The 25,796-nt window shown below is 69.7% G+C and carries 23 protein-coding genes; 10 read left to right on the top strand and 13 right to left on the bottom strand.

Translation table 11 applies throughout. The features are described from left to right. The first annotated feature begins 131 nt into the window (after positions 1-131). On the top strand, positions 132-794 hold the full coding sequence (locus OHT21_RS09190) for a dienelactone hydrolase family protein (RefSeq protein WP_328767766.1): 663 nt from the start codon (positions 132-134) through the stop codon (positions 792-794). A gap of 214 nt (positions 795-1,008) precedes the next feature. On the opposite strand, the gene OHT21_RS09185 is transcribed toward OHT21_RS09190, so the two are convergent. Further along, a complete protein-coding gene (locus OHT21_RS09185) occupies positions 1,009-1,755 on the bottom strand; it encodes a hypothetical protein (RefSeq protein ID WP_328767765.1) in 747 nt (248 codons plus the stop codon). A 471-nt stretch (positions 1,756-2,226) separates the two neighbouring features. Beyond that, the gene (locus OHT21_RS09180) at positions 2,227-2,919 is read right to left on the bottom strand and encodes a GAF and ANTAR domain-containing protein (RefSeq protein WP_328774015.1); all 693 of its coding nucleotides are present in this window, start codon (positions 2,917-2,919) and stop codon (positions 2,227-2,229) included. Positions 2,920-3,265: 346 nt separating this feature from the next. Here OHT21_RS09180 and OHT21_RS09175 point away from each other — a divergent pair, with 346 nt between their 5' ends. Next, positions 3,266-3,619 (top strand): hypothetical protein, encoded by a 354-nt coding sequence (locus OHT21_RS09175; RefSeq protein WP_328767764.1) that lies wholly within the window; start codon positions 3,266-3,268, stop codon positions 3,617-3,619. A gap of 323 nt (positions 3,620-3,942) precedes the next feature. On the opposite strand, the gene OHT21_RS09170 is transcribed toward OHT21_RS09175, so the two are convergent. Beyond that, on the bottom strand, positions 3,943-5,109 hold the full coding sequence (locus OHT21_RS09170; protein WP_328767763.1) for a magnesium and cobalt transport protein CorA: 1,167 nt from the start codon (positions 5,107-5,109) through the stop codon (positions 3,943-3,945). 235 nt (positions 5,110-5,344) lie between these two features. On the opposite strand from OHT21_RS09170, the gene OHT21_RS09165 reads away from it, so the two are divergent. Next, entirely contained in the window at positions 5,345-6,460 is a 1,116-nt protein-coding gene (locus OHT21_RS09165) for a winged helix DNA-binding domain-containing protein (RefSeq protein WP_328767762.1), read from the top strand. 131 nt (positions 6,461-6,591) lie between these two features. Here OHT21_RS09165 and OHT21_RS09160 read toward each other — a convergent pair whose 3' ends face one another. The 3 genes from OHT21_RS09160 to OHT21_RS09150 all read right to left on the bottom strand — a co-directional run bounded on the left by OHT21_RS09160 (position 6,592) and on the right by OHT21_RS09150 (position 12,001). Continuing rightward, positions 6,592-7,383, bottom strand: a complete 792-nt coding sequence (locus tag OHT21_RS09160) for a S1 family peptidase (protein WP_328767761.1) — start codon at positions 7,381-7,383, stop codon at positions 6,592-6,594. A 650-nt stretch (positions 7,384-8,033) separates the two neighbouring features. Next, positions 8,034-11,003, bottom strand: coding sequence for a helix-turn-helix transcriptional regulator (locus OHT21_RS09155; protein WP_328767760.1), 2,970 nt, complete (start codon positions 11,001-11,003; stop codon positions 8,034-8,036). A 170-nt stretch (positions 11,004-11,173) separates the two neighbouring features. Then, a complete protein-coding gene (locus OHT21_RS09150) occupies positions 11,174-12,001 on the bottom strand; it encodes a response regulator transcription factor (RefSeq protein ID WP_328774014.1) in 828 nt (275 codons plus the stop codon). 117 nt (positions 12,002-12,118) lie between these two features. On the opposite strand from OHT21_RS09150, the gene OHT21_RS09145 reads away from it, so the two are divergent. Together OHT21_RS09145 and OHT21_RS09140 are read left to right on the top strand one after the other, a co-directional pair. Continuing rightward, positions 12,119-13,789: an AMP-binding protein gene (locus OHT21_RS09145; protein WP_328767759.1), complete on the top strand. Its 1,671-nt coding sequence runs from the start codon at positions 12,119-12,121 to the stop codon at positions 13,787-13,789. Next, positions 13,786-15,393: an AMP-binding protein gene (locus OHT21_RS09140; RefSeq protein ID WP_328767758.1), complete on the top strand. Its 1,608-nt coding sequence runs from the start codon at positions 13,786-13,788 to the stop codon at positions 15,391-15,393. The genes OHT21_RS09145 and OHT21_RS09140 overlap by 4 nt, the downstream gene beginning before the upstream one ends. Before the next feature lie 80 nt (positions 15,394-15,473). Here the strand turns inward: OHT21_RS09140 and OHT21_RS09135 are convergent, their stop codons facing one another. From OHT21_RS09135 to OHT21_RS09125, 3 genes are all read right to left on the bottom strand, one after another. Further along, positions 15,474-15,947 (bottom strand): carboxymuconolactone decarboxylase family protein, encoded by a 474-nt coding sequence (locus tag OHT21_RS09135; RefSeq protein WP_328767757.1) that lies wholly within the window; start codon positions 15,945-15,947, stop codon positions 15,474-15,476. Between the two features lie 108 nt (positions 15,948-16,055). After that, entirely contained in the window at positions 16,056-16,571 is a 516-nt protein-coding gene (locus tag OHT21_RS09130; protein ID WP_328767756.1) for a GNAT family N-acetyltransferase, read from the bottom strand. 66 nt (positions 16,572-16,637) lie between these two features. Beyond that, on the bottom strand, positions 16,638-17,114 hold the full coding sequence (locus tag OHT21_RS09125) for an ATP-binding protein (RefSeq protein ID WP_328767755.1): 477 nt from the start codon (positions 17,112-17,114) through the stop codon (positions 16,638-16,640). A gap of 159 nt (positions 17,115-17,273) precedes the next feature. Between OHT21_RS09125 and OHT21_RS09120 the strand changes: the two genes are divergently transcribed. Further along, positions 17,274-18,176 carry a helix-turn-helix domain-containing protein gene (locus OHT21_RS09120; RefSeq protein ID WP_443050332.1) on the top strand — a complete coding sequence of 301 codons (903 nt, stop codon included), beginning with the start codon at positions 17,274-17,276 and terminating at the stop codon, positions 18,174-18,176. Continuing rightward, positions 18,173-18,358, top strand: coding sequence for a DUF397 domain-containing protein (locus tag OHT21_RS09115; protein WP_328767754.1), 186 nt, complete (start codon positions 18,173-18,175; stop codon positions 18,356-18,358). Before OHT21_RS09120 ends, OHT21_RS09115 begins: the two co-directional genes overlap by 4 nt. Before the next feature lie 195 nt (positions 18,359-18,553). Here OHT21_RS09115 and OHT21_RS09110 read toward each other — a convergent pair whose 3' ends face one another. After that, the gene (locus OHT21_RS09110) at positions 18,554-19,387 is read right to left on the bottom strand and encodes a hypothetical protein (protein WP_328767753.1); all 834 of its coding nucleotides are present in this window, start codon (positions 19,385-19,387) and stop codon (positions 18,554-18,556) included. A gap of 301 nt (positions 19,388-19,688) precedes the next feature. Here OHT21_RS09110 and gcl point away from each other — a divergent pair, with 301 nt between their 5' ends. Then, positions 19,689-21,473, top strand: a complete 1,785-nt coding sequence (gcl, locus tag OHT21_RS09105) for a glyoxylate carboligase (RefSeq protein ID WP_328767752.1) — start codon at positions 19,689-19,691, stop codon at positions 21,471-21,473. Positions 21,474-21,694: 221 nt separating this feature from the next. On the opposite strand, the gene OHT21_RS09100 is transcribed toward gcl, so the two are convergent. Together OHT21_RS09100 and OHT21_RS09095 are read right to left on the bottom strand one after the other, a co-directional pair. Then, positions 21,695-22,675 carry an NADPH:quinone reductase gene (locus OHT21_RS09100; RefSeq protein ID WP_328767751.1) on the bottom strand — a complete coding sequence of 327 codons (981 nt, stop codon included), beginning with the start codon at positions 22,673-22,675 and terminating at the stop codon, positions 21,695-21,697. A 20-nt stretch (positions 22,676-22,695) separates the two neighbouring features. Then, positions 22,696-23,274: a PadR family transcriptional regulator gene (locus OHT21_RS09095; protein ID WP_328767750.1), complete on the bottom strand. Its 579-nt coding sequence runs from the start codon at positions 23,272-23,274 to the stop codon at positions 22,696-22,698. A gap of 126 nt (positions 23,275-23,400) precedes the next feature. Here OHT21_RS09095 and OHT21_RS09090 point away from each other — a divergent pair, with 126 nt between their 5' ends. Together OHT21_RS09090 and OHT21_RS09085 are read left to right on the top strand one after the other, a co-directional pair. Continuing rightward, positions 23,401-23,793: an ester cyclase gene (locus tag OHT21_RS09090; protein WP_328767749.1), complete on the top strand. Its 393-nt coding sequence runs from the start codon at positions 23,401-23,403 to the stop codon at positions 23,791-23,793. A gap of 72 nt (positions 23,794-23,865) precedes the next feature. Next, entirely contained in the window at positions 23,866-24,888 is a 1,023-nt protein-coding gene (locus OHT21_RS09085; protein ID WP_328774012.1) for a GNAT family N-acetyltransferase, read from the top strand. A 12-nt stretch (positions 24,889-24,900) separates the two neighbouring features. Here OHT21_RS09085 and OHT21_RS09080 read toward each other — a convergent pair whose 3' ends face one another. Beyond that, positions 24,901-25,794 carry a 2-hydroxy-3-oxopropionate reductase gene (locus OHT21_RS09080; protein WP_328767748.1) on the bottom strand — a complete coding sequence of 298 codons (894 nt, stop codon included), beginning with the start codon at positions 25,792-25,794 and terminating at the stop codon, positions 24,901-24,903. Positions 25,795-25,796 lie beyond the last annotated feature (2 nt).

Raw genomic sequence — 25,796 nt, 5'->3', positions numbered from 1 at the left:
CACCATCGCCTTTTCTGGGCCACAGGAAAACGGCAGGCACGGCAGGTTTCCTTCGCAGGGGTGGGTACACGGCACAAGGTCCGCTACGCAGTCGGCTGCGCAGTCCGACAGCCGAACGCTGAGGAAAGCAGGTGACGTCCGTGATCTCCCACGTGGTGTCGGTGCCCGCCGCTCGCCTTACGCTCCCAGGTGATCTCGTCCTGCCGGAGTCGGCCCGGGCCGTGGTGCTGTTCGCGCACGGCATTCAGACCTCCCGGCACAACCCTGCCATCCGGTTGGTTGCCGCCGAACTGCACCAGGCCGGCCTCGGCACGCTGGCGCTGGACCTGTTCAGCGAGACGGAGGCCCACCGGGCCGAGGCGGTGCGGGGGCAGCGCGTTGACATGGAGATGCTGGGCCGCCGCCTGATCGCCGCGGTGGACTGGCTGAAGACACAGCCCGAAACCCGGGCACTGCCGGTGATCCTCTTCTCCGCGGGCGCCGAGGCGGCCACGGCAGTGATGGCCGCGGCGCAGCTGCCCGACCGGGTGCTGACGGCGGTGTCCTGGGACGGGCAGCCGGAACTGGTGGGTGAGGAGGTCCCGGACCGCATCCGTGTACCCGTTCTGTTCGTCGTCGGCGACCGGGACCCGGATGCGGTGCGGACGAACCGGGAGGCCGCCCAGCGGGCGGGAGCTTCGCATGCCGTGCGCGAAGTGCCCGGCGCTTCGCACCGGTTCGAGGAACCCGGTGCCCTCGACCGTGCCGCCGAGCTCACCCGGGAGTGGGTCGACGACCGTCTGCGGTCCCTGTGAGAGCCCGCCGACCGCAAGTCCTCGGCTTCCGTCGCAGCGCGTGTTCCGACGGCCACGATGGGCGGCCGGTTCGATGGCCGCATGACTGCTCGTTCGTACCGCACCGCCGTCCGGACCGGCTCGCACCCGGGGCGCGTGCAACGGACCATGCCGCAGCCTCTCGTGGAACACGTGCCGCATCGCCGTCGCGAGCGCTGCCGGGGCGGTGGCTCGGCTAACGCCACTCGCCCTTGGTCAGTGGTTCTGTGGGGTGCTTCTCGCGCGGCATGCGCAGGCGGCGGAAGATCTCGGCCGACTCGGCGTCCTCGGCCTCTGCATCGAGCCGGACGTCCAGCTCCTCCTCGACGTCGTGGGCGGCGCCGATCAGCACGAACTCGACGCCCTCCTCGTCGAGCAGTTCGGGATCGGCACTGGTGAACCGTCGCCCCCCGAACCGTTCCTGCTCCCGGCCTCGCAGGTCGGCCCGTTGCTGCGGGGCCAGACCCGCGCCCGCCGGTGCGCCGGCCAGGGGGTTCTTGATCGCGAGAATGTAGCTTGCCTCGGGTTCGATGGTCAGCTCCTGCTGGACGGCGCCCGGCTGTTCCGGTAGTTCGAGTGCGTAGGTGAGATGGGTGTGGTCGCCGTGCCGGACGATCGCGTAGCGGCCTTCTCCGGCCGGCCGCGCCTCGGGTTGCGTCCGCTTGCCGCGCGTCTGGGTGTCGTATGTCCGCCGCTCCAGTTCCGCTTCGACGGGTTCCGGCCGGTCGGCCACCTCGTCGACGAAGCCCCAGAACCGCTCGTGTTCCTCCGGCCGTGGCAGGTGCTTGCGTCCGATGGCCAGCCGGCGGCTGCGGTTGCCGTCGGAGGGCTGAAGGATCACGAAGAGGCGCTGGACGTCTTCGATGTCGTGAACCTTCTCCTGCTCGACTCGGGGTCGGTACGCGAAGTAGATGTCGCCTCGTTCGAGGACGTCGCTCGCCATGGCCACTCGCCACCCCTCGTACGCCGGTGATCAGCGAGTACCCGGTGGGGCGCGGCCGATGTGCGCCGGGCCAGGGCGGACCCGTCCGCCGTTGCCTGCGGCGCGGGCCGATCGCGCATCTGCCCGGTGCCGTGCATCTGAGCTGAGGGAGGCGAACCATGTCGGCCTTGGGCTACGGCGCGCCGCCGCTGGGTGCCAAGAGCCGGTAGTTCGAGGCCGACGGACCCTACGTCTTCTTGCTCGCCGGAGCCAGTGAGGAGGACCTTCTGGCAGTGGCTTCGGATGTGGCCGCGTTACCCGAGGTCCCTGCCGGGACCTACGCGGTCATCAGCGACGACGAGGCCGAGGACTTCGGCCTGGGAAGACGCGTTGCGCTTCCGCAGTCCACTGCTCCACACCAGCGCGGTCCTGAACAGGGCGGGAGCTTGGCCGGGGCCCGAGACGCATACCCCCGAGCGGCAGGCGTGACGATCAGGCCGGGTCGCTGCGTTCGGCCCGCACCCGCTGGGCCAAGTCGCGCAGTTTGATGTTGTGGTGCTGGGAGATGCGGCGCAGCACGTTGAAGGCGTCCTCTTCGCTCAGCTGGTGGCGTTCCATGAGGATGCCCATGGCCTCGCCGATGGCGTGCCGGGTTTCCATGGCGTGCTCGAGCTGGTCGATGGTGCGGGCGCTGGACAGGGCCACGGCGGCGTGCGAGGCGAGCAGCCAGCCCGCGGTTTCGATGTCCTCGCTGAAGGTTCCGGGGCGGCGGGCGTACAGGTTGAGCGCGCCGAAGTCGTCGTTGTCGGTGTAGAGCAGCACGCCGGTCATGCCGCCCACGCCCAGCTTGAGGGCCTCCGCGGCGAAACGTTCCCAGGTGGGCTGAGGTTGGCTCAGGTCCGCGATCCGGTATATGCGCTCGCCGTCCGTCCCGCGGGCAAGATCGAAGCAGGGGCCCTCGCCCAGCTCGCCCTGCAGGCGGTCGGACTCCTGGACCACGTCGCCGCAGGCGGCCAGGGTCACGGCCCGGCCCTTGCGCACTGCGAGGATCCCGGCGGCACTGCAGCCGTCGACCAGCTTCACCGCCGACGCCACGATCTCATCCAGCGTCTCCTGGACCGATTCCTTTGCCAGCAGATCCCGCCCGAGCAGAGCCATCTGCTCGGCGTACTCCCGCCACTGCACCGCCACCACCCGCTTCCCTCACCGCCCCGCCCACAGTACGCCAGCCTCTCCATGCACCGATGAGCCGCTGGTACCAGGAGATCCTGGACATCTTCGACGAGCTCAACGGCCTTCGGAGCGGGGGTCCTGGGAGACGGCTTCTTCCATGTCATCGGAAATGTGCGCCAGAGGTGAATATCTGAATACTGCAGCCAAATAGGTCGCCCTGTTTTCCTGCGGTGGATGGCGGTGTAACACGGCGGCGCCTGCATGACGCAGAGGTAGGCAGAAATCGGCCACAGTCCGAGGCTGAATCTCACTACCTGGGCCCCCGGCCGACAGAACACTCGTCAGATCGGATTTTCCCGTGAGCAACACCGATCCGGTTTCCGTATACCAGACCTACGACCAGTCCCCGGGGCCCGACCGCTCCGCGCGCAACCAGGCCACTGCACGGCGCGCACCCCTCGCCATCTGCACGATCGCCGATGTCGCGGCCGGTGTGCTCGGCCTGTGGATCGTGCTCTACATACTCGGCGCGAACCAAGCGAATCCATTTGTTGAGTTCGTGCACGGAACGGCGGACTGGCTGTCCGGATGGGCACAGGATATTTTCACGATGGACACAGAGGGCCTACGTGTTGCCCTCAATTACGGTCTGCCGGCCGTCATCTATTTGCTGCTCGGCCATGGCATCGCCGCCCGGCTCAACCGGGCCTGACAGCCTTACGGGAATTCTCCCAGTTCGGCATGACAGCGAGTGTGCGGAATGAATACGACAGTGGAAGGGTCAGTGCTGTGATGCGTACTTCCAGTGAAAGTGATCACCATCCGATCTATGAGGATCTGGTGCGTGAACGGGGTGATGTGGTGGCGGAGGCCCAGTTGGCCGCAGAGCACATACAACGCCAGGCAGCGGAACTGCTGGGCAGACAGCATGCCGACCAGTCGCGCCTCCCAACGGGGCGACAGGCGTGAGTGCCTGCGCTGCCGGGGCGGGCCGTGGCTCGCACCCCTCAGGGCAGCCGCTCTCACGGCGATTACTCAGAGCCAGTCCCGCCGCTTGAAGATGACGTACAGACTGGTGCAGACGACCGCCATCAGGACGATCGCGAACGGGTATCCGAGTACCCAGTGCAACTCCGGCATGTGCTTGAAGTTCATGCCATAGATCGTCCCGACCAGCGTCGGGGCGAACAGGATCGCCGCCCACGACGAGATCTTCTTGATCTCCTCGTTCTGTTCGAAGCCCGCCTCCGCCAACGCCCGCATCTCCGCGTTCTGTTGCTGTGTGACCAGCGTCGCGTTCACCGTGAGGATGTCGGTGAGGGCTTGGCGGAAGCCGTCGACGCGTTCACTGGTGTGGGTGACGTGGTCGGCTACGTCTCGCAAATACCGTTGCAGCTCCTCGTCCGTGCCGTACTTCGCGAAGCCCGCCATCAGGCCGTGCAGCATGCCGACCAGGGGACGGGTGGCCCGCTGGAACTCGACCATTTCGCGGGACAGTTCGTAGATACGGCGGGAGACCTCGGGGTCGCCGCGGAAGACCTCGGTCTCGATCTCGTCGATGTCGTTCTGGACGCCGGAGACGACCGGGACGTAGCCGTCGACCACCGCGTCCAGGATCGCGTAGAGGACTGCTTCGGGGCCCAGTTTCAGCAGCTCCGGGCTCTCTTCCATCCGGCGGCGTACGGCCGAGAGGTCGGGGGCCGCGCCGTGCCGGACCGTGATCAGGAAGTCGGGGCCCACGAACACATGCAGCTCGCCGAAGTCGACCTCCTCGGGTGCGTCGAGGTAGCGGGCGGCGCGCAGGACGACGAACAGGGTCTCGCCGTAGCGTTCCAGCTTGGGGCGCTGATGGGCCTCCATCGCGTCCTCGACGGCGAGCGGGTGGAGGTCGAACTCGTCGGCCAGCGAGAGGATTTCGGCCTCCGTCGGACGGGCCAGCCCTATCCACGCCATACCGTCCTGCTGCTTGCGCAGCTCACGGTAGGTCTCGGCGAGCGACTCGGGCGTGGAGACGCGTACGCCGTCGCGATAGAGCGCCGCCTGGACGATGCTGCGCGGCTCCGCCTCAGTCGCGGACGAAGGAGCGGTGCGGGGAGTCGGCGGTTCCGAGGACGGTGGCCCCGACGGGGTCATGGCGCGTCGCCACACCGACTTGCGATTGCTCTTCGCGGCGGGTGCGGGGCGGGTACGGCGCTCCGGCATCGCGGCTGCCTCCCGTGTCGAGTCGAAATCGAATCGAATGGCTGTCTCTGCTGGCTCGGTTGTCTCCACCGGCTCTGGTGTACTTGCTCATCTCTGAGTCTTGCCTGACCTCGAGTCTGGCCCATCCCCGAGTCTGACTGATCCCGGGAAGCCCCCGGAAATCCCCAGGAATTCCGGGGAATCCGATCCCATACGAGGACAGAACCTGTCCGCCTTCCTCGCTAACCTGCGAAGCATGACGAAGACCTCGACCGCCCCCGTGCTGAGCGCCCGCGCCCTGAACCGGGCGACCCTCGACCGGCAGTTGCTTCTGCGCCGGGCCGCCCTGGCCGCGACGGACGCCGTCGAGCACCTCGTCGGCCTCCAGGCGCAGAACGTCAAGCCCCCGTACTACGCGCTCGCCGCCCGCCTCGCGGGCTTCGATCCCGAGGAGTTGTCGGCGGCGATGGGCGCCCGCGAGGTCGTACGCATCGTGACCATGCGCTCTACCATCCACACGCACACCGCCGACGACTGCCTCACACTGCGGCCGCTGGTGCAGGCCGCGCGCGAGCGGGAGTTGTACGGCTTCCGCAAAGGCCTCGTCGGCGTCGACCTGGACCGGCTCACCGCGATCAGTCGGGAGCTCGTCGAGGCCGAGCCGCGCACCATGAAGCAGTTGCGTGAGGCGCTGCTCGCCGAGTGGCCCGACGCCGACCCGCTCGCCCTCTCCGTCGCGGCCCGCTGCCGACTGCCCCTCGTCCAGGTCACCCCGCGCGGCATGTGGGGCAGAAGCGGCCAGGTCGCGCTCACCACCGCTGAGCACTGGCTGGGCCGGCCCACCGAACCCGCCCCCGCGCCCGACGACACCGTGCTGCGCTATCTCGCCGCCTTCGGCCCCGCCTCCGTCAAGGACATGCAGACCTGGGCCGGCCTCACCCGGCTGCGCGAGACCTTCGAACGGCTACGACCCCAACTCATCACCTTCCGCGACGAGAACGGCGTCGAACTCTTCGACCTCCCGGACGCCCCCCGCCCGGACGCGGACACCCCGGCCCCACCCCGCCTCCTGCCCGAGTTCGACAACCTGCTCCTCTCCCACGCCGACCGCTCCCGCGTGGTCCCCGCCGAAAACAAGGGGCGCCACTGGCAAGGCAATCAGGCCTACCGCACGCTTCTCGTCGACGGCTTCCTCCGGGGCATCTGGCAGCTCGAGGAGTCGCGCGACCGCGCCGTGGTCACGATCGAGCTGTTCGCCCCCCTCACCGGGCGCGAGCGTGACGAGGTGGTCGCGGAGGCGGAGCGGATGCTGTCGATCCTGAGCACGGCAGCCTCGTACGACATCCGATTCGACACCTTCGTACGCACGTGAGGGCGCCGCCGGTCGTACGGTCCAGAAGCCGGACGCGTCCGGGCGCGTGGATAGGGGGCGTTGCGAACCGCTCGTGGCGGCTCGCAACGCCCCCTGGCTTTACCTGAGTTGGTTACTCAGGAGTCTGTTGGTCAGGAGTTGATCTGGGTCGTGACCAGCGAGGAGAAGGTGGTCAGCCGGGTGTAGACGCCGGGGACGCCCGCGTCGGCGCAGCCGTCGCCCCAAGACGTGATGCCGGCGAGCCTGCCGCCGATCACGAACGGGCCGCCGCTGTCGCCCTGGCAGGTGTCGACGCCGCCCTGTGTGTAGCCCGCGCACACCATGTCGCCGGCGATGAAGCGCGAGCCGTACGCGGAGGAGCACGAGGAGTTCGAGACGGTGGGGACCGTCGCGGTGCGCAGCTGGTTGGAGGAGGAGCCGCCCGAGCTGGTGGTGCCCCAGCCGACGATGCGGGCGGTGGCGCCGGTCGCGTAGACGCCGGTGTCGGAGGAGGAGACGTAGCCGATGGGGGAGTACGGCATCGATGTCGACAGGGTGAGTACAGCGACGTCGTCGCCCCGGGTGACGGATCTGTAGTCGGGGTGGATCCATATCTTGCTGACTCTGGCCACGGTGCCGTTCGTGCCGTTGCGGTAGGTGCGGCCGCCGACCACTCTGATGCTGCTCGTGGTCTCGCCGACCAGGCAGTGGGCGGCGGTGATGACCTTGTTCCCCCGTACGAGGGTGCCGCCGCAGAACTGGTTCTGGGAGGCGTCGGTGATCTGCATGACGTACGGGTACGCGGAGGCCGTGGTCGTCGTGCCGCCGACGATGGGGTTGGAAGCGGCGCTTGCGGTGGTCGCGCCGAGCAGGCCGGTCGTCGCGGCGGCGGCGACCGCCGCGGTGACGGCGACGGCCTTCTTGGCAAGGGTGAGCCCGAACATGAGTCTCCTCAGGAGTGCCGGTGGGGGTTGCACTGTGGGGGGAGGGGGAGCGGGTGGGGGGGCGCGGTGCGACGGCCTGCGGGCGTGGTCCCACGCTAGAAGCGGGGGCCCTTGTTTCCCAACTAGGGAACCCCCTGCGGGAGTTGACGAGGGATTACCCTCGATCACCCTTCGCGCGACCGGACTTGCGGGGCACCGGGTTCCGTCGGCGGAAGGTTCCTTTCCCCAGCCCCGCCCCTTCCCGAAACTGGGGGCTACGCCCCCAGGGCTCCTGCCTCCGGCGGGTTGGGTGCCCACTGTGGGTGGGTGGGGCGTGTGGTGGGTGGTGCGCCCCCAGGCCCCGTTGCCTCCGGCGGTTTGGGTGCCCACTGCGGGTGGGTGGGGCGTGGAGGTGGGTGGTGCGCCCTCGGCCCCCCTGCCTCCGGCAGGTGGGGCGCCCTCGGCCACTCGCCGCGTGACGCCTCCCGGCTATCCGCCGCGCGACCGCCTTTGAGTACCGGCCGAGTGACCGTCTCGGCGGTCCAGCGCGTGACCGCCCTTTGAGTACCGGCCGAGTGACCGTCTCGGCGATCCGCCGCGCGACCGCCCTTGTCGCCCGCCGCGCGGTTCCCTTCGGTCCCTCTCCGCGAGTGGGTGGGGGCGGGGGTCTCTCACCCCGTCCGCTGTTGCCCCGCCGCCAGCCGCACGATGTCGACCCGCGACCTGATCCCCAGCTTCCGGTAGACCCTCGTCAGCGTCGCCTCTACCGTCTTGACGCTGATGAACAGGCGTGCCGCGATCTCCCTGTTGGTGGCGCCTTCCAGTACGAGCGCGGCGACCTGGCGTTCCGTCTGGGCGAGTCGGTCGAGTTCCACCGGAGCGGACCGGGCGCCGGTCGGTGAGCCGGCGCCGACGACGGATCCCATCGGGCCCACCGAACCCACGGCGCCTGCGGAACCTACCGCGCCCATCGGACCCACAGCCCCCGTGCCGCCCGCGACAGCCGCCTCCACCTGCCGCAGCCACGGCACAGCCCGGCACCGCCGCAACAGCCGCGTCGCCTCGTCGTACGCCTCCCGCATCGACCGTCCCGATCCCCCTGCTCCCACCGATCCCCTGGGTCCCCCGGAACCACCGGATCCCCGCGCCCGTTCCGCCCGCAACCGCCCCAACTCCAGCGCCACGCGCGCCTCTTCGAGCCCGTACCCCAGCTTCGCCAGCTGCTCCTGTGCCGACGTCAACTGCCGTACGGCCGCGTCGTGTTCGCCGTGTGCGGCCTTCAGTAGGGCCTCCGCCCGGTCCAGTACGGCCAGGACGCTCGCCCGCCCGAGCCGGGACGCGTGTTCGCGTGTGGCGTCGATGACGTCCTGTGCTTCCTCCAGCTCGCCGATCCGGATCAGCGCCTCGGCGAGGTCACCGTGCCAACGGCCGCGTGCGGGATCGAAGATGCCGAGCCCCTGCTCCAACTCCCGTGCTCTGCGGAGCGATTGGACCGTTCCTGCGGCGTTTCCGGCCACGAGCTGGGCGTGGCCGCGCGCTCCCAGTGCACGCGAGAGGTAGATCAGGTCGCCGTCCTCCTCGGCGCGGCTGACCGCGTCGCCGGCCAGGGCGAGGGCCCGGTCGACGTCGCCGCCCGCGGCCTCGGCGAGCGAGGTGAACATGTGGCCGGCCGCCTCGCCGATCCCCGTGTCCCGCCCGAGCGCCAGGCTCTCGTGGGCGAGGTCGAGGGCTCGGCCGCAGTGCCCGGCGCGCAGTTCGGTTTCGGCGAGCCCGCGCAGGAAGTGCACTTCGGCCTCGACCATGCCGCGCTTGCGGACCTCGCCGAGGAGTCCGGTGATCGTCGTACGGGCCTCGGTGAGCTGGTCGCTCATGATCTGCCAGCGGAACCGGGTGGCGCCCGCGCCGTTGTGATCGCAGGCCACCTGCGGGTCCTGCGGTTCCGTGAGCGCCCGTTCCAGGGTCGCCGGGGCATCGGGATGCCCCATCAGGGTCTCCATCTGGGCCTGGAACGACAGCGCCATCAGCTCGGTGCGCCGGTCGGCGGCCGTGGCGGCGAGCCGCGCGGCGTGCGCGGCCTCCTCGCGGCCCTTGGTCATCTCACCCTCGACGAGCAGGGCCCGCCAGGCGAGTTGGTAGCGGACCAGCGCGAGCAGCCGCGGGTCCTCGCCCGCGTCGGCGAGGGCCTGCGGGAAGACGGACTCGACCTCGGCCATCGCCTGGCCGGCCGCGTCGATGACGACCATCCAGGCACGTACCCGGATCGCCGCGTCGGTCGCCCGGTCCAGTACGTCACGGGCCACCTCCCGCGCGAGGTCGATGTCGCCGGAGGTCAGCGCGTCCTCGGCGGACCTCAACCGGCGTTCGTCCGCGCCCGGTTCGGCGTCCGGCGGGGTGTGCCGGGCGGCGAGCAGCCCGAGTTGGGCCGCGACCGAGGGGGCGCCGCGGTCCCGGGCCAGGGTCGCGGCCTCGGCGAGCCGTGCGGCGACCGTCTCGTCCGTGCCGGTGGTGGCCAGGGCCAGGTGGCGGGCCCGTTCGATCGGGTCGGAGGCCGCAGTGGACAGGGCGGCATGGGCGTCCCGCCGCTCCTGGGGCGTGGCCTGCGCGTACAGCGCGGCCGAGACGAGCGGATGCGCGAACCGTACGGTCCCCTCCTGGCCGTCTGGACCACCCGTCGCCACCAGTCCGAGGGAGGCCGCGAGCGCCGTCTCCGACTCCGCGTCGTCCCGGCCCGCGGCGCGCAGCAGCGCAAGCGTGGGGCGCGCCCCGGCGCTCGCGACGAGCAGCGTGCGCCTGGCCTCGGCGGACAGCAGGTCGAGGCGGCTGAGGACCAGGGCGCGCAGCGAGGTCGGTACCGGCAGTGGCTCGCCGGGGCGGGGCGGTGTCGGGCTTTCGGCCAGGGCGCGGCCGAGTTCGAGCGCGAACAGCGGGTTGCCGCCGCTGGTGTGGTGGATGTCCCGGACGGTCGAGCGGCGCAGGCCGGTGTAGCCGCGGGCGGTGAGGAGTGCGGAGACCTGGGAGCCGGTGAGCGGGGCGAGGCGCAGGGCGAGCGACTCCGGAGGATACGCGCGTAGATACGGAGCGTGTTCCTGCTCCTTCGGCTCGGTCCGCGTACGCACCGCGCCGAGCATCCGCACCGGCATCCCACCGAGGCGACGGGCCGCGAAACCGAGCAGCTCGGCACTGGGCGCGTCCAGCCACTGAAGGTCGTCGGCGACGAGGAGAACGGGCCCCCTGGCCGCCAGCGCACGCAGCACCGACAACACCGCGAGGCGCAGCGCCAGCCCGTCCCGGTGGAGGGACGATTCGCCGCGGCCGGTCAGCGCCGCCTCGAGCGCGGCACGCTGCGGGAGCGGCAGTGCGTCCGCCACCTCGTCGGCGACGAGGCCGAGCAGATCCACGAGGGCGAGGAAGGGGAGGTGGGATTCCGACTCGGTGGCCGAGCAGCGCAACACCGTACGGGCCGATTCGGCGTATTCCGCGTCCAGCGCGCGGAGCATGGTCGATTTCCCGATTCCGGGTGGCCCGTGCAAGAGGACGCTGCCGCCGCCGGAGAGCTGGTCACGCGCGCGCCCCAGCAGCTCGTCCCGGCCGATGACCTGGTCGGAACGGGGTCTGACAGGCTCCTCGACATCCCGTCGCACGCGCACCGCCCCTCTCATGTCGTGTCCGTTTCAATATTAAGCAAAGACCGCCTGAATTTCGGAGGGGTGGACGGTGAGGGAAATAACAAGTTCAGACGTGGTTCACGGTTTCGGTATACGGGATTTCAGGGCGCCCGATCTTGAATGGCCGCCCACTGCCAGCCCTCACGTCAGGGCAGCAGCCCCGCCCGTCGAGCCGCCACCACCGCCTCCAGTCGCGTATGCGCCCCCAACTTCCGCATGGCGGACCGCAGATACGCCTTCACCGTCTCCGGCCGCAGCCCCAGCCGCTCCGCGGCCACCGCGTTGGTCGCACCGCCGGCCACACAGACCAGGACGTCCAGCTCACGCGGAGTGAGCCGCACCCCACCGGCCGCGACCGGAGCCGGTGCCTCCGCCAAGGTGTCGCAGACCGCGAGGAGCTCGGCCCGCAGCTCCGGGTCCGCGACCCGCGGAGCCAGCGCCCGCAGCGCCCCGTGCGCCTCTCGGACCTGCTCCCACGCCGCGCCCGCCTCCGGCTCGCGCGCCGCCGCCAGCAGACCCTGCGCCTCGTCCCGTACGACCAGTGACTGCTCCACGTCCCGCGCCGCCTCCACCGCCGCGTTCAACGTCCGGTCACCCAGCGGCTGAGCCGTACGCAGCGCCCCGTACAACACCCCGCGCACCCGGCGGCGTACGACAACCGGCACCGCGAGCACCGACCGCAGCCCCTCCGCGGCGACCGCGGCGTCGTACTCGTGGCTGATCTGCCGCGAGGAGGAGTAGTCGGTGACGGCGCAGGGCCGGGCCAGGGCGACGGTCTTGCCGCCGAGCCCGTTGCCCGACGTCACCGCGAGCGCGCGGAGCGCCGTCGTCCTGTTGCCGTTCAGCTCGCTGATCCGCATCTGCCCGCGATCCGGCTCGACCAGGCCGCCGAAGGCGACCGGCAGCCCCGTCGCGCGCCGCAGCCGTATCAGGGCGCCCCGCATCTCCACCGCTCCGGTCACATCCGCCACCATCTGCCCGTTCCCTCCGCCGCAGCGCACCCCCCGTTCGGGGGTAGTGAGATCCACGTCACGACTACACGATGTCATTGAGTCGCCCGGCAATGTGGCCGGGTTCGAGGAGGAAGACGGATGACGACGCCGACGGAGCGCTTCCGCAGCGCGCGGGACTTTCTGCTGGAGCACCGCGAGGACTACGCCACGGCCTACAAGGGCTTCAGCTGGCCACGGCCGGAGTACTTCAACTGGGCACTCGACTGGTTCGACGTCATCGCGCGCGGCAACGACCGCACGGCCCTGCACATCGTCGAAGAGGACGGCGAGCGCGTCGAGCTGTCCTTCGCCGCGATGTCCGAGCGTTCCGCCCGGACCGCCAACTGGCTGCGCCGGCAGGGCGTACGCGCCGAGGACCGCGTCCTCGTCATGCTCGGCAACCAGGTCGAACTGTGGGAGACCGCCCTCGCCGCGATGAAGCTGCGCGCCGTCGTCATCCCCGCGACCCCGCTGCTCGGCCCCGCTGACCTGCGCGACCGCGTCGAGCGCGGGCGCGTACGGCATGTGATCGTCCGGGCCGAGGACACCGCCAAGTTCGACGACGTACCCGGCCGCTACACCCGCATCACCGTCGGCGGCGAGCGGGACGGCTGGCGATCGTACGAGGACGCCTACGCGGCCCCCGCCCACTTCGAGCCCGACGGCGTCACCCACCCCGACGACCCGCTGATGCTGTACTTCACCTCCGGCACGACCGCCCGCCCCAAACTCGTCGAGCACACCCATGTGTCGTACCCCATCGGCCACTTGGCGACCATGTACTGGATCGGCCTCAAGCCCGGCGACGTCCACCTGAACATCTCCTCGCCCGGCTGGGCCAAGCACGCCTGGTCCAACCTCTTCGCCCCCTGGAACGCCGAGGCGACCGTCTTCCTCCACAACTACACGCGCTTCGACGCGCCCCGCCTGATGGCGGAGATGGACCGCGCGGGCGTGACGACCTTCTGCGCCCCGCCCACCGTGTGGCGCATGCTCATCCAGGCCGACCTGACCCAGCTGCGGACCCCGCCGCGCGAGGCCGTCGCCGCCGGGGAGCCGTTGAACCCCGAGGTCATCGAGCAGGTCCGGCGGGCCTGGGGCGTGACGATCCGCGACGGTTTCGGGCAGACCGAGACGGCCGTGCAGGTGTCCAACAGCCCCGGGCAGCCGCTGAAGACCGGCTCCATGGGGCGGCCCAGCCCCGGTTTCAAGGTCGAACTGCTCGATCCGGTCTCCGGAGTGCCAGGCGTGGACGAGGGCGAGATCGCACTCGACCTGTCCCACAAGCCCGTGGGGCTGATGACCGGCTACCACGGCGACCCCGACCGTACGGCGGAGGCGATGGCCGGCGGCTACTACCGGACGGGCGACATCGGTTCGCGCGACGCCGACGGCTACATCACGTACGTCGGCCGCAGCGACGACGTCTTCAAGGCCAGCGACTACAAGATCAGCCCCTTCGAGCTGGAGAGCGCGCTCCTGGAGCACGAGGCCGTCGCCGAGGCGGCCGTCGTCCCCGCCCCCGACGAGCTGCGGCTCGCCGTCCCGAAGGCATACGTCGTGCTCGCGGAAGGCTGGGAGCCGGGCCCCGACACGGCGAAGGTCCTCTTCGAGCACGCGCGCACCACCCTCGCCCCGTACAAGCGCATCCGCCGCCTGGAGTTCGGCGACCTCCCCAAGACGGTGTCGGGCAAGATCCGCCGTATCGAGCTGCGCGAGGCGACGGCGGCGGGGTCGGACGCCGAGTACCGCGAGGAGGACTTCCGGTGACTGAGCTGTCGTACGCGCATGGGACGAGCACGACGCCGCTGCTCGGCGACACCATCGGGGCCCGTCTCGACCGGGCCATCGCCACGTATCCCTCGCGGGACGCGCTCGTGGATGTGCCCTCCGGACGGCGTTGGACGTACGAGGAGTTCGGCGCGGCGGTCGACGAGGTGGCGCGTGGGCTGCTCGCCAAGGGTGTGGTGAAGGGCGACCGGGTCGGCATCTGGGCGGTCAACTGCCATGAGTGGGTGCTCATCCAGTACGCGACCGCCCGCATCGGCGCGATCATGGTGAACATCAACCCCGCTTACCGCGCGCATGAGTTGGAGTACGTGCTGAAGCAGGCCGGGATCTCCCTCCTGGTCGCCTCACTCGCGCACAAGGGGAGCGACTACCGGGCGCTGGTCGGCCAAGTGCGCGGAAAATGCCCGCAGTTGCGCGAGACGGTGTACATCGGCGACGAGAGCTGGGACGCGCTCGTGGCGGGCGCGGCGTCGATCCCGTACGAGCAACTGGCTGGTATCGAAGCCGAGTTGAGCTGTGACGACCCCGTCAACATCCAATACACCTCGGGCACCACCGGCTTCCCGAAGGGCGCCACGCTCTCCCACCACAACATCCTCAACAACGGCTACTGGGTGGGCCGGACCGTCGGCTACACCGAGCAGGACCGGGTGTGTGTGCCGGTGCCGCTGTACCACTGCTTCGGCATGGTCATGGGAGTGCTGGCCGCCATGGCCCACGGCGCGTGCGTCGTCCTCCCGGCCCCGTCCTTCGATCCCGCGGCAACGCTGAAGGCCGTGGAGCAAGAGCGCTGTACGTCCCTGTACGGCGTCCCGACGATGTTCATCGCCGAACTGAACCTCCCCGACTTCGCGACGTACGACCTCACCTCCCTCCGTACCGGGATCATGGCGGGCTCGCCCTGCCCCGTGGAGGTCATGAAGCGGGTCGTGTCCGAGATGCACATGGCCGAGGTCTCCATCTGCTACGGCATGACCGAGACCTCGCCGGTCTCCCTCCAGACCCGCCGCGACGACGACCTGGAGCACCGCACCGGCACGGTCGGCCGCGTCCTGCCGCACATCGAGGTCAAGATCGTCGACCCGGCGACCGGGGTGACGCTGCCGCGCGGCTCCGCCGGCGAACTGCGTACCCGCGGCTACAGCGTGATGCTCGGTTACTGGAACGAGCCCGAGAAGACCGCCGAGGCCGTCGACTCCGGGCGCTGGATGCACACCGGGGACCTGGCCGTGATGCTGGACGACGGTTACGTGCAGATCGTCGGCCGGATCAAGGACATGATCATCCGGGGCGGCGAGAACATCTACCCGCGCGAGATCGAGGAGTTCCTGTACGCGCACCCGAAGATCGCGGATGTCCAGGTGGTGGGCGTACCGGATGAGCGCTACGGCGAGGAGGTGCTGGCCTGCGTCATTCCGCGCGATCCCGGCGATCCGCTGACGTTGGAGGAGCTACGGGCCTTCTGTGCCGGGCAGTTGGCGCACTACAAGGTGCCCAGTCGGCTGCGGATCCTCGACTCCTTCCCGATGACGGTGTCGGGGAAGGTGCGGAAGGTGGAACTGCGGGAACGGTTCGCGGACTAGCGAGTACTGCGCCCCGGGCTCCTGCTCCCGCTTCTGCGAGAGGCGCCCGGGGCGTAGTCGTACCGCTTGTGTGATCCGCGTTATCCGAACATGCCCGGCTGGTAGTCGCCGGCGGGTGTCTGGATCATCACGTTCCCGCGGTTGAAGGCGTTGATGATGGCGATGACGCATACCAGGTCGGCGAGTTGGTCCTCGTCGTAGTACTTGGCGGCGTTCGCCCAGGCCTCGTCCGTGACACCACCGGCCGCGTCCGCGATACGGGTGCCCTGCTCCGCCAGCTCCAGGGCCGCGCGCTCGGCCTCGGTGAACACGGTGGCCTCCCGCCAGGCCGCGACCAGGTTGAGGCGCAGCGAGGTCTCCCCGGCGTGTGCGGCGTCCTTGGTGTGCATGTCGGTGCAGAAGCCGCAGCCGTTGATCTGGCTGGCGCGAAGCTTCACCAGTTCCTGCGTCGAGAGCGGCAGCGTCGAGTTCTCGAGCGCCTTGCCCGCCGCGACGATGTGCTTGAAGGCCTTGGCTGCGTTCGGGCGGGCCATGATGTCCAAGCGAGCTTCCACGATGAGCTCCTCCGTCGTTTGTGGTGGCTTCACCTGTACGACGGGGCGACGCGACGAGATGTGACACGCGCGAATGTGACCTGCGTCTCTACGTGTCTTTACGCGTCTTTATGTGTCGGAGGTTCGGCGCATGCAGACCCGCGGCCAGCGATCGAGGCCGTGTTCGGCTTCGGTGGCGCGGATCTTCCGCAGGCCCGGGGTGAGTTCGGGGCCGGTCAGGGCGCGGAAGCCGAGGCGTTCGTAGTACGGGGCGTTCCAGGGGACGTCCGCGAACGTGGTCAGCGTGAGAGCGGTCAGCCCCTCGTCACGCGCGCACTCGGCGGTGTACGCGATAAGGGCCCGGCCCACGCCCCGCCGCCCCGCGTCCGGGTGGACGGTGACCTGCTCGATATGAAACGCACCGTCCACCGGCTCTCCGACCAGATAAGCCACAACGCGCCCACTGGCGTCATCCTCGGCGACCCAGGCGTGTCCCGCCTGCCGGAACCGCTCCAGCACGTCGAGCGAGGGCGGCGCGTCGTCTGCGATCTCCGGCATACCGAGCGGGCGGAAGAGTTCACCGGCGGCGCGCTCGATGTCTTGGAGGAGGGGGAGGTCGGCGGGGGTGGCGGGCCTTATGGGCATGGGGGCAAGTATGAGGTGCCGGTTGGTGGTTGATCTGCTGATTTTGGAGCCCGGTCCCGCCACCAATCAGTCCGAGAGGCGGAGGCTGTTGCGCACATGGCGGGGCAGGTCGATTTCGGCTCGTACGGTTTTGCCGGGGGGTTCGCGGTCCAGGATCTCCCAGCGGTCGGCGAGCGTCTCGACGAGGAGGAGGCCGCGGCCGGAGTCGGCGAGGGGGGACGGGGGCTTTACGTCGCCGGGGCCGGGCGGGCGGGCCTCGGTGCGGGTGTCGGTCACCTCGATGCGGAGGCTGCCGGGGATGAGGGAGAGGCACAGTTCGAAGTCGCGGCCCGGTACGCGGCCGTGGGTCACCGCGTTGGCAGCCAGCTCGGCGATGATCGCGGCGGCGGTGTCGGATGCGCGGGTGCCGTGCGGGATGCCCCAGTCGTGAAGCTGGTTCAGAGCGAGGTGCCGGGCGAGCCGGGCGCCGAGCGGGGTGGCACTGAAGCGCTGGGTGAACACACGTACGGTGACGGGGTGTTGGCGGGTGGCCGGTGGTGTCATGCGCCCAATGTGGCGGCCGGGAAGGCCACTTCACCAGGCCTGACCCGCGTACGCTGCGCGAGCGTACGCGGTTACGGACTGGACAGTACTCATAACGTCCCGTAACGATGGGCGGGTTGGGTGTGTGCGGCGGGGCGGGTGCGCGGGAGGTGGCCAAGGGTGGCCGAAGACACGGTCGGTACGGATGTCGGCGGAGCGGACGCGGACGGTACGCCGGCGGAGGCGACGGCCGGAGTCCCGGCCACCTTCCGCGGCGAACCGGAGTCCTCGGACAGCCTGCGCACGTTCGGTGCCGTACTCCAGGCCCTGCGTGAGCATGCGGGGCTGAGCAGGCAGGAGTTCGCCGAGTTGGTGCGATTCTCCAAGCACACGGTGGCGTCTGTGGAGTTGGGGCGCCGGATGCCGGACCCGATGTTGGTGGAACGGTCGGAGGAGGCTACGGGGAACACGGGGGCGCTGCGGAAGTCGGTACGGCATCTGGCGCGACAGCCGGGGTTGGCGGCGTGGTTCCGGCAGTGGGCTCGGCTGGAGGCGACGGCGATCACGTTGTACACGTACGAGTGCCGCATGATCCCGGGGCTGTTGCAGACCGAGGCGTACGTGCGGGCGTTGTGCGCTGACCAGCTGCCGCCCATGGACGACGCCCAGATCGAGGAGCGGTGGGCTGCTCGGGCGGAGCGACAGCTGCTGCTGAAGGGGCGCCCGAACACCGCCTTCGGTTTCATCCTCGAGGAGCACCTGTTGCTGCGGCGCACGGGCGGCGACGCGGTCACGCGGGAGCTCATCGACCACGTGCTGGAGATCGCCGAGCTGCGGAACGTCGAGATCCAGATCATGCCGCTGGTGCAGCAGTCACACTCTGGACTGCACGGGCCGATCCGCCTGCTCGAAACCCCTGAGAACAAGTGGTTCGGCTACAACGAGGGGCAGGAGAGCGGCCAGTTGATCTCCGACTCGAAAGTGGTCAGCGTGCTCCAGAGGCGGTATGCCAGGATGCGTTCACAGGCTCTCACCATCCAGGACTCCGTGAGCCTGTTGCAGCGGATGCGAGGAGACCTATGAACACGTCCGACCTGGCCTGGTTCAAGAGCAGCTACAGCAGCGCCTCCGGCGACGACTGCGTTGAGGTCGCCGCCTGCCCCAACTCGGTCCACATCCGGGACTCCAAGGACAAGCAGGGCCCACAACTCGCCCTATGCCCCACCGCGTGGACCGACTTCGTGTCGTACGCCGCCCAGACCTGACCGTTCACAACGCAGCGCCCCGCACCGGGCCCAACTCCGGGATGCTGTTGGTTAATTCGGGGCCGCCGAGGCCGTTCAGGCCGAACGGGGTCTGGGGCGGAGCCCGAGCGGGGCTCAGGGGCAGCGCCCCGCCACGCGGCGGTAGCCGCATATCTGATGCAGCGGGAAGGGGCGGGGTGGGGAAAAGAAACGAGCTCAAGCCCCCGCCTCGACCAGCTCGTCAGCCAAGCTGTTCACCGGCTGCGGCGTCCCCGTCAGGTCCAGCACGAAGAGCGGGACGCCGAGGGAGTCGGCGACGGAGCGAGCGTCCTCCGCGTACCCGGCCAGGGAAAAGTAGACGCACCCCGTCGACTCCGTCATCGCCGTAAGCCACAGACACTCCACGTCACGCAGCGAGGCCGGCCGCAAGGTCGGATCGACCTGCGCGAGAACGCCGCGCGCGGCCAACCCGATCCCGGAGGGCGGACGCTGGTCAGCCCGCCGGATGTCCTGGTAACCGAGCCACCGGAGGTACAGAGCGGCGGCGGTCACGGCGTCCCGGGCCGTACGTATCGTCACCGGGTTGAAGGGCGGCCTGGGGGAAGGCGCCGCGCGGGGGAGAGGGATGCGGGGGCGGCGGGAGCCGGGTGGAGCGGCCGACGGCTGGCCAGTTCCCTCGCCGGTGCCGTCGGCGGTGCCTTCGTCGACGTCAGCTCCGGGGTCTGTGGCTTCCGGCTCACCGCCCGTATCCGTACTCGTACCTGCACCCACACCCACCCCCGAGCCGCGCTCCTCAGTCAACGGCACCCGCAGCACCGTCCCGCAGGGACACCCCAGTTCGGGCCGCGGCCACTGGTCCTGCCGGCCGCAGGCAGCGCACTGGACCGTGATCCAGTCGTCGTCCCAGGTGTGATGCGTAAGGGACTCCGGGACCGCGTCCCGGTCGAGCTCGGGCGTGACGGGTGCACCGCACACACAGGGGTACGACGGCGCCGCATAGACATGCTCGCGCCGACAGGCCGGACACCGCACCGGCACGCTCTCGGCCATGGCCCACTCCAGAAAACGTCGCGTCCACAAACACCCCACGGACAGACCTCCATCGTCCTCCAACCGGTCGGTCCACGGCAGGCAGTTGGAGCAACGGGCACTCGGTCCGTCGGGGACGGCGGAGTGGTTCCTGCCGGATGGGTGCCGTGTCTTGACGCCCCCTGAGGCCCCGCCTACATTGCTTCCAGATAGTAGAAATTATTTTCCGTATCACGGAATTCAGTGAAGATCCCGGTGAACATCGAAGCTCTCTCCGGGGCGAGACGGGAGCCCGGACCGACGGCCGAAGCAGGAGTACTCCATGGCGCGAATGACCGCTGCCCGCGCGGCAGTTGAGATCCTCAAACTGGAGGGCGTCACCGACGCGTTCGGTGTCCCGGGCGCGGCGATCAACCCCTTCTACGCCGCCCTCAAGGCCTCCGGCGGCATCGACCACACCCTCGCCCGCCATGTCGAGGGCGCCTCGCACATGGCCGAGGGCTTCACCCGCACCCGTCCCGGCAACATCGGCGTCTGCATCGGTACGTCCGGTCCTGCCGGCACCGACATGATCACCGGCCTGTACTCCGCGACCGGTGACTCGATCCCCATCCTCTGCATCACCGGCCAGGCGCCAACTGCCGTGATCCACAAGGAGGACTTCCAGGCCGTCGACATCGCCTCGATCGCCAAGCCGGTCACGAAGATGGCGGTCACCGTGCTGGAGGCGGCGCAGGTGCCGGGCGTCGTCCAGCAGGCCTTCCACCTCATGCGCTCGGGCCGCCCCGGGCCCGTCCTCATCGACCTGCCCGTCGACGTCCAGCTCACCGAGATCGAGTTCGACCCCGAGACGTACGAGCCGCTGCCGGTCTACAAACCATCCGCGAGCCGCCCGCAGGTCGAGAAGGCGCTAGGAATGCTGAACGCCGCAGAGCGCCCGCTGATCGTCGCGGGAGGCGGAGTCATCAACGCCGACGCCTGCGAACTCCTCCTGGAATTCGCGGAGTTGACGGGTACCCCTGTCATCCCCACGCTCATGGGCTGGGGCGCCCTCCCCGACGACCACGAGCTGAACGTCGGCATGGTCGGCCTCCAGACCTCGCACCGCTACGGCAACGCGACCTTCCTGGAATCCGACTTCGTCCTCGGTATCGGCAATCGCTGGGCCAACCGCCACACCGGCAGGCTGGACGTCTACACGGCCGGCCGGACGTTCGTGCACGTCGACATCGAGCCGACGCAGCTCGGGCGGATCTTCGCGCCGGACTTCGGGATCGCGTCCGATGCGAAGGCGGCGCTTGAGCTCTTCGTGGAGGCGGCACGGGAGTTGAAGGCGGCGGACGCCCTGCCGGACCGGTCCGCGTGGACCCGATCGGCGCAGGAGAGGAAGGCCCGGCTCCAACGGCGTACGCACTTCGACGACATCCCGATCAAGCCGCAACGCGTGTACGAGGAGATGAACAAGGTCTTCGGACCCGACACCCGGTACGTGTCCACGATCGGCCTGTCGCAGATCGCCGGCGCCCAGATGCTGCACGTCCGCCGACCGCGCCATTGGATCAACTGCGGTCAGGCGGGCCCGCTCGGCTGGACCGTCCCGGCCGCCCTGGGCGTGGCGAAGGCCGACCCGGAGGCGTCCGTGGTGGCCCTCTCCGGCGACTACGACTTCCAGTTCATGATCGAGGAGCTGGCGGTCGGCGCCCAGCACCGCATCCCGTACGTGCACGTCCTGGTGAACAACGCCTACCTCGGCCTGATCCGCCAGGCACAGCGCGCGTTCGACATCGACTTCCAGGTCAACCTCGAGTTCGAGAACCTCAACTCCCCAGAGCTGGGCGCCTACGGCGTAGACCACATCAAGGTCGCCGAGGGCCTCGGCTGCAAAGCACTCCGCGTCACGGACCCCCGCGAACTGGCCGCCGCCTTCGAACATGCCCTGAAGCTGGCCGCCGAGCACCGCGTCCCGGTCGTGGTCGAGGCGATCCTGGAACGCGTCACCAACATCGCGATGTCCACGACGAACGACATCAGCGCGGTGGTGGAGTTCGAGGAGGTCGCTACGGAGGCGTGGCATGCGCCAACGTCGATCAGGACGCTCAAGACTTGAGCCCCTGCATGCCCGGTATGACCTGCATGCCCTGCATGAGGCCCGCCGCCCCCGTGCCGGCGGGCCTCATGTGCTGAGGATGTGCCCGCTGGTGGGGTGAGTTGAAGCCCCCGGGGCAGTATTCAGAGCTTCATTTGAGGCTTTCGGTCCGATTACTTGGCAGCGCGACGGGCCGACCCGTAGGGCTAGGCAGTTGAGCAGGGCAGTGTTCCGAGTCTGCGCTATTGGGGGAGGGTGAGCAGGATGCGGCCGTGGCCACCGCCGGCGTCGACGTGGTCGTGGGCCTTGGCGATGTCGTCCAGCGGGTGACGGTCGCCGACGGCGACGGTTAGGGCGCCGACGGCGGCGGCGGAGGTGAGGTCGCGGGCGGCCTGGCGCTTGGCCTCGGCGGGGAAGTCGTCGCTGCCGAGCAGCCGCAGGGTGACGTTGTTGAACAGCAGGGGCCAGAAGGGGATCTCAGTGCGGTCCGTGCGGCTGGCATAGGCGGCGATGACGGCGTTGTTGGCGGCGACGGCGTTGTCGAGGTCGGCGTTGTCGGACAGCGCGACCTCGACGATCCGGTCGACCCCCCGCGGCGCGTACGCGCGGATGGCAGCGGCGGGCTCGTCGGTGTCCAGGGCGATGGCGTGGGCGACGGCCGGGTCGACGTGGTCGAGGTCCGCGGTGCGGCGGACGGTGGCGATCACGGTGGCGCCGGCCCAGTGGGCGAGCTGGGCGGCCAGGGAGCCGACGCCGCCGAGGACTCCGTGGACCAGGACCAGTTGGCCGTCGACCGGGCCGTCGGCGAAGACGGTGCGGTGGGCGGTGATGCCGGGGATGCCGAGGCTCGCCCCCAGCTCGTCACTGAGGTGGTCGGGCAGCGGGACGGCCAGATCCGCAGGGACGGCGGTGTACTGGGCGGCGGTGCCGAAGGGGCGGTAGGACTGGGCGCCGTACACCCAGACTCGTTGTCCGACGCGGTGGGCGTCGACTTGGGCGCCCACGGCGTCGATGACTCCGGCGCCGTCGCTGTGCGGGATCACCCGCGGGAAGGGCATGGACGAGCCGAGCCAGCCGCGCCGTTTCTTGGTGTCGCCGGGGTTGACGCCCGAGACGGTGACGCGGACGCGGACCTCGCCGGGGCCGGGGATGGGATCAGGGAGTTCGCCGACGTGCAGGACATCGGCGGCCGGTCCCTGGTCGTTGTACCAGGAAGCAAGCATCGAGGTTCCTCCGTGGGCGGTCAGTTCGCGGGAGCGGCGGGTGCATGTGGATCGCTGTCGGTGCATCCGGTGTCGAATACGGGCGGTTCCTCCCCGAGGGTCTCGCGCAGCCAGGTCCGTTCGGCGCGGCTGGTGGCGCGGGCGGTGAGCAGCATGCCCCGCCGGTAGGGGTCGGCGATCTCCTCGGCTCGCAGGGGCCGCTCGTTGTCGTAGAAGAAGCTCGCCGGTTCTTCCAGGAACTCCAGCCGTCTGCGCAGCACCGCCTGCTGTTCGGCCACGTCGGGCAGGTGGGAGAGGAAGGCCAGGACGACGTAGAACCGGGTGAAGTCGGTGATCTCGTGGTCGGCGGGCTTGCGCAGGCGCTGAAGCATGTCGGCCCGTCCGGGCTCGGTCAGGCTGAGCATGTACCGGGCCGCCCCGGCGGCCGGGTCGGCGCGCCGCTCGATCAAGCCCGCCCTGGTCAGACGGTTGATCGCCGGATACAGGCTGCCGTCACTGACCGGCCGCGTATAGCCGGTCAGCTGTGAGACGCGGCGGCGCAGCTCGTGTCCAGGCAGGGGGGTCTCGGCCAGGAAGCCGAGTATCGCGAGTTCCAGCATGAGTCCATCTTCGCACGCGAACATCGAATCGATGTGAACATCGATTCGATGTTACGCTCGCAGGTACCCGCGCAAACGTCTCTGGAGAGGCACAGCAAGATGCCATCGCAGTCCACCGAGTCAGTGATGAACCGCTTCGTCGAGTTCATCAACACGGGCAACGAGGATCTTGCCCGCGAGGTCATTTCTCCGGACGCGGTGTTCCACGCGCCAAGCCACCCGGAACCACTGCGGGGGCCCGATGGGTACTTGGAGGTCATCGGGATGATGCGCAGCGCCTTCCCCGACGTCCAGTGGATGCTGGAGGAGACGGTCACCGAACGCGACACCGTGGCCGCGCGGTTCACCATGCGGGGAACCCACGACGGTGAATTCTTCGGGATCCCGGCGAGCGGCAACAAGATCTCGGTGCAGGCCATGAACTTCTACTACCTGGCCGACGGCCGGATCGTCGGCGAACGGGGCCAGCCCGATCTCCTCGGGGTGATGCAGCAGATCGGTGCCGTACCGGCGCCGTGAACCTTGGTGATCGAGAGGAGTTGCTGAGTGGCCCGGTTAAGTGGACCCGTTCTGCGCACCCAGAGGCTTGTGATGGAGCCGATCCGACGCGGGGACGGCGACGATCTCTTTGAGGCTGTGGTCAGTCAGGACAGCGTCATGCGATGGCTGGCGACCGGCCGGGCGGACAGTCGATCCGCGGCCGAGGCCATGTGCGACGGCCACGTCGCCCACTGGACCAGACACGGCTACGGCGACTTCGCGGTCAGGGACGCCGCAACGCAAGCGTTTCTCGGCCGGGTTGGACTGCGCAACCGGGCCAAGTACGGGGTCGACCTCGGTTTCGCCCTGCACTCACGGGCGCAAGGCCGTGGGATCGCCGGCGAGGCCGGCCGCGCGTGCCTGGAGCTGGCATTTCGCCGCCTCTCGCTCCCCGCCGTTTTCGCGTTCGTCCTGCCCGGCAACACGGCCTCGATCGCGGTACTGCGCCGCCTGGGCGCCCAGGCGGACGGGACGGTCCAGTCCAGCGGCCGGCACTGTCTGCGCTACCGGTTCGACCCCGCTGCCGTGGCCGCTGCGGAGCGTGTGGTGGACGACGGTGGCGCGGACCTTCAGTTGATGCATGCACCGGGCCCCGGTTCGCCGGAGGACAGAGCCGCACTCTGTGATGGCGAGTCCGACCCATCCGGGGTGAAGGGGCTCGGTCTGGTGTGGGCCGACAAGCAGCACACCCTCACCGCTGTCTCCGGAGGCCGACCGGTGGGCTCCGCGGGTTGGCTGCTGCGGGACATGGCCTTCGACGGATTGCCGCGCCGCGCCGCGGGGCTGGGCGCTGTGCTGGTGCACCCTGCCCATCGAGGCCAGGGCATCGCCCGTACGGTGATCAGCGTGGTGGTCGAGCACGCACGAGCGGCCGGCGCCGAGACGATGATTCTGCTCTGCCGCCCGGAGTTGATCCCGCTCTACACGCAGCTGGGATGGAGCCGGCTCTCCGTGCCCGTCACCGTCCAGCAGCCCGGCGGCCCGCGGACCTCGCCACTGACCACCATGATCTACGACCTGGCCGGCCTGCCTCATCCCACCATCAGCGTGGACCTGCGCGGCCTGCCCTTCTGAGATACCGGGGCGTCAGACCTGTGCGCCGGAGAGGCGCTCGACCGCGCGCAGCAGCGCCGAGTGGTCCAGGCCGCCGTCGCCCTGGGTGCGTAGGGAGGCGACGAGTTGGGCGACGACGGCGCCGACCGGCAGCGCGGCGCCGACGTTGCGGGCGGCGTCCGTGACGATGCCCATGTCCTTGTGGTGCAGGTCGATACGGAAGCCCGGGTTGAAGTCGCGGTTCAGGAAGTTGTTCTTCTTGCGGGTCAGTACGGTTGAGCCGGCGAGGCCGCCGTTCAGGACGTCGAGGGCTGCCTTCAGGTCGACGCCCGACTTCTCCAGGAAGACCACGGCCTCGGCGCACGCTTGGATGTTGACGGCGACGATCAGTTGGTTCGCGGCCTTTACCGTCTGGCCGGAGCCGTGCGGGCCGCAGAGGACGATCGTCTTGCCTAGTGCCTCGAAGAGGGGCTTTGCCTCGTCGAAGTCGGTCTGCTCGCCGCCGACCATGATGGACAGTACGGCCTCGATGGCGCCCGCCTCGCCGCCGGAGACTGGTGCGTCGAGGACGCGGATGCCCTTCGCCGCCGCGGACTTGGCCAGGTCGACCGAGGTCTGCGGGGTGATGGAGGACATGTCGATCAGGAGGGCGCCGGACCGCGCGTTCTCCAGGATGCCGTCCGGGCCGTACGCGATGGCCTCGACCTGCGGCGACGCGGGCACCATCGTGATCACGACGTCGGCGTCCCGTACGGCTTCGGCGATGGAGCCGGCCGCGGCGCCTCCGGCGGCGGCCAGGCGGTCGAGCTTGTCCTGCTCCAGGGTGTAGCCGGTGACGCCATAACCCGCCTTGATCAGGTTCTCGGACATGGGGGAGCCCATGATGCCGAGGCCGATCCAGGCGACTTTGGGAAGTTTGCTGGTCATAA

The sequence above is a fragment of the Streptomyces sp. NBC_00286 genome (genome assembly GCF_036173125.1).
Lineage (GTDB): Bacteria > Actinomycetota > Actinomycetes > Streptomycetales > Streptomycetaceae > Streptomyces.
This window is presented reverse-complemented; position numbering and strand designations above follow the sequence as displayed.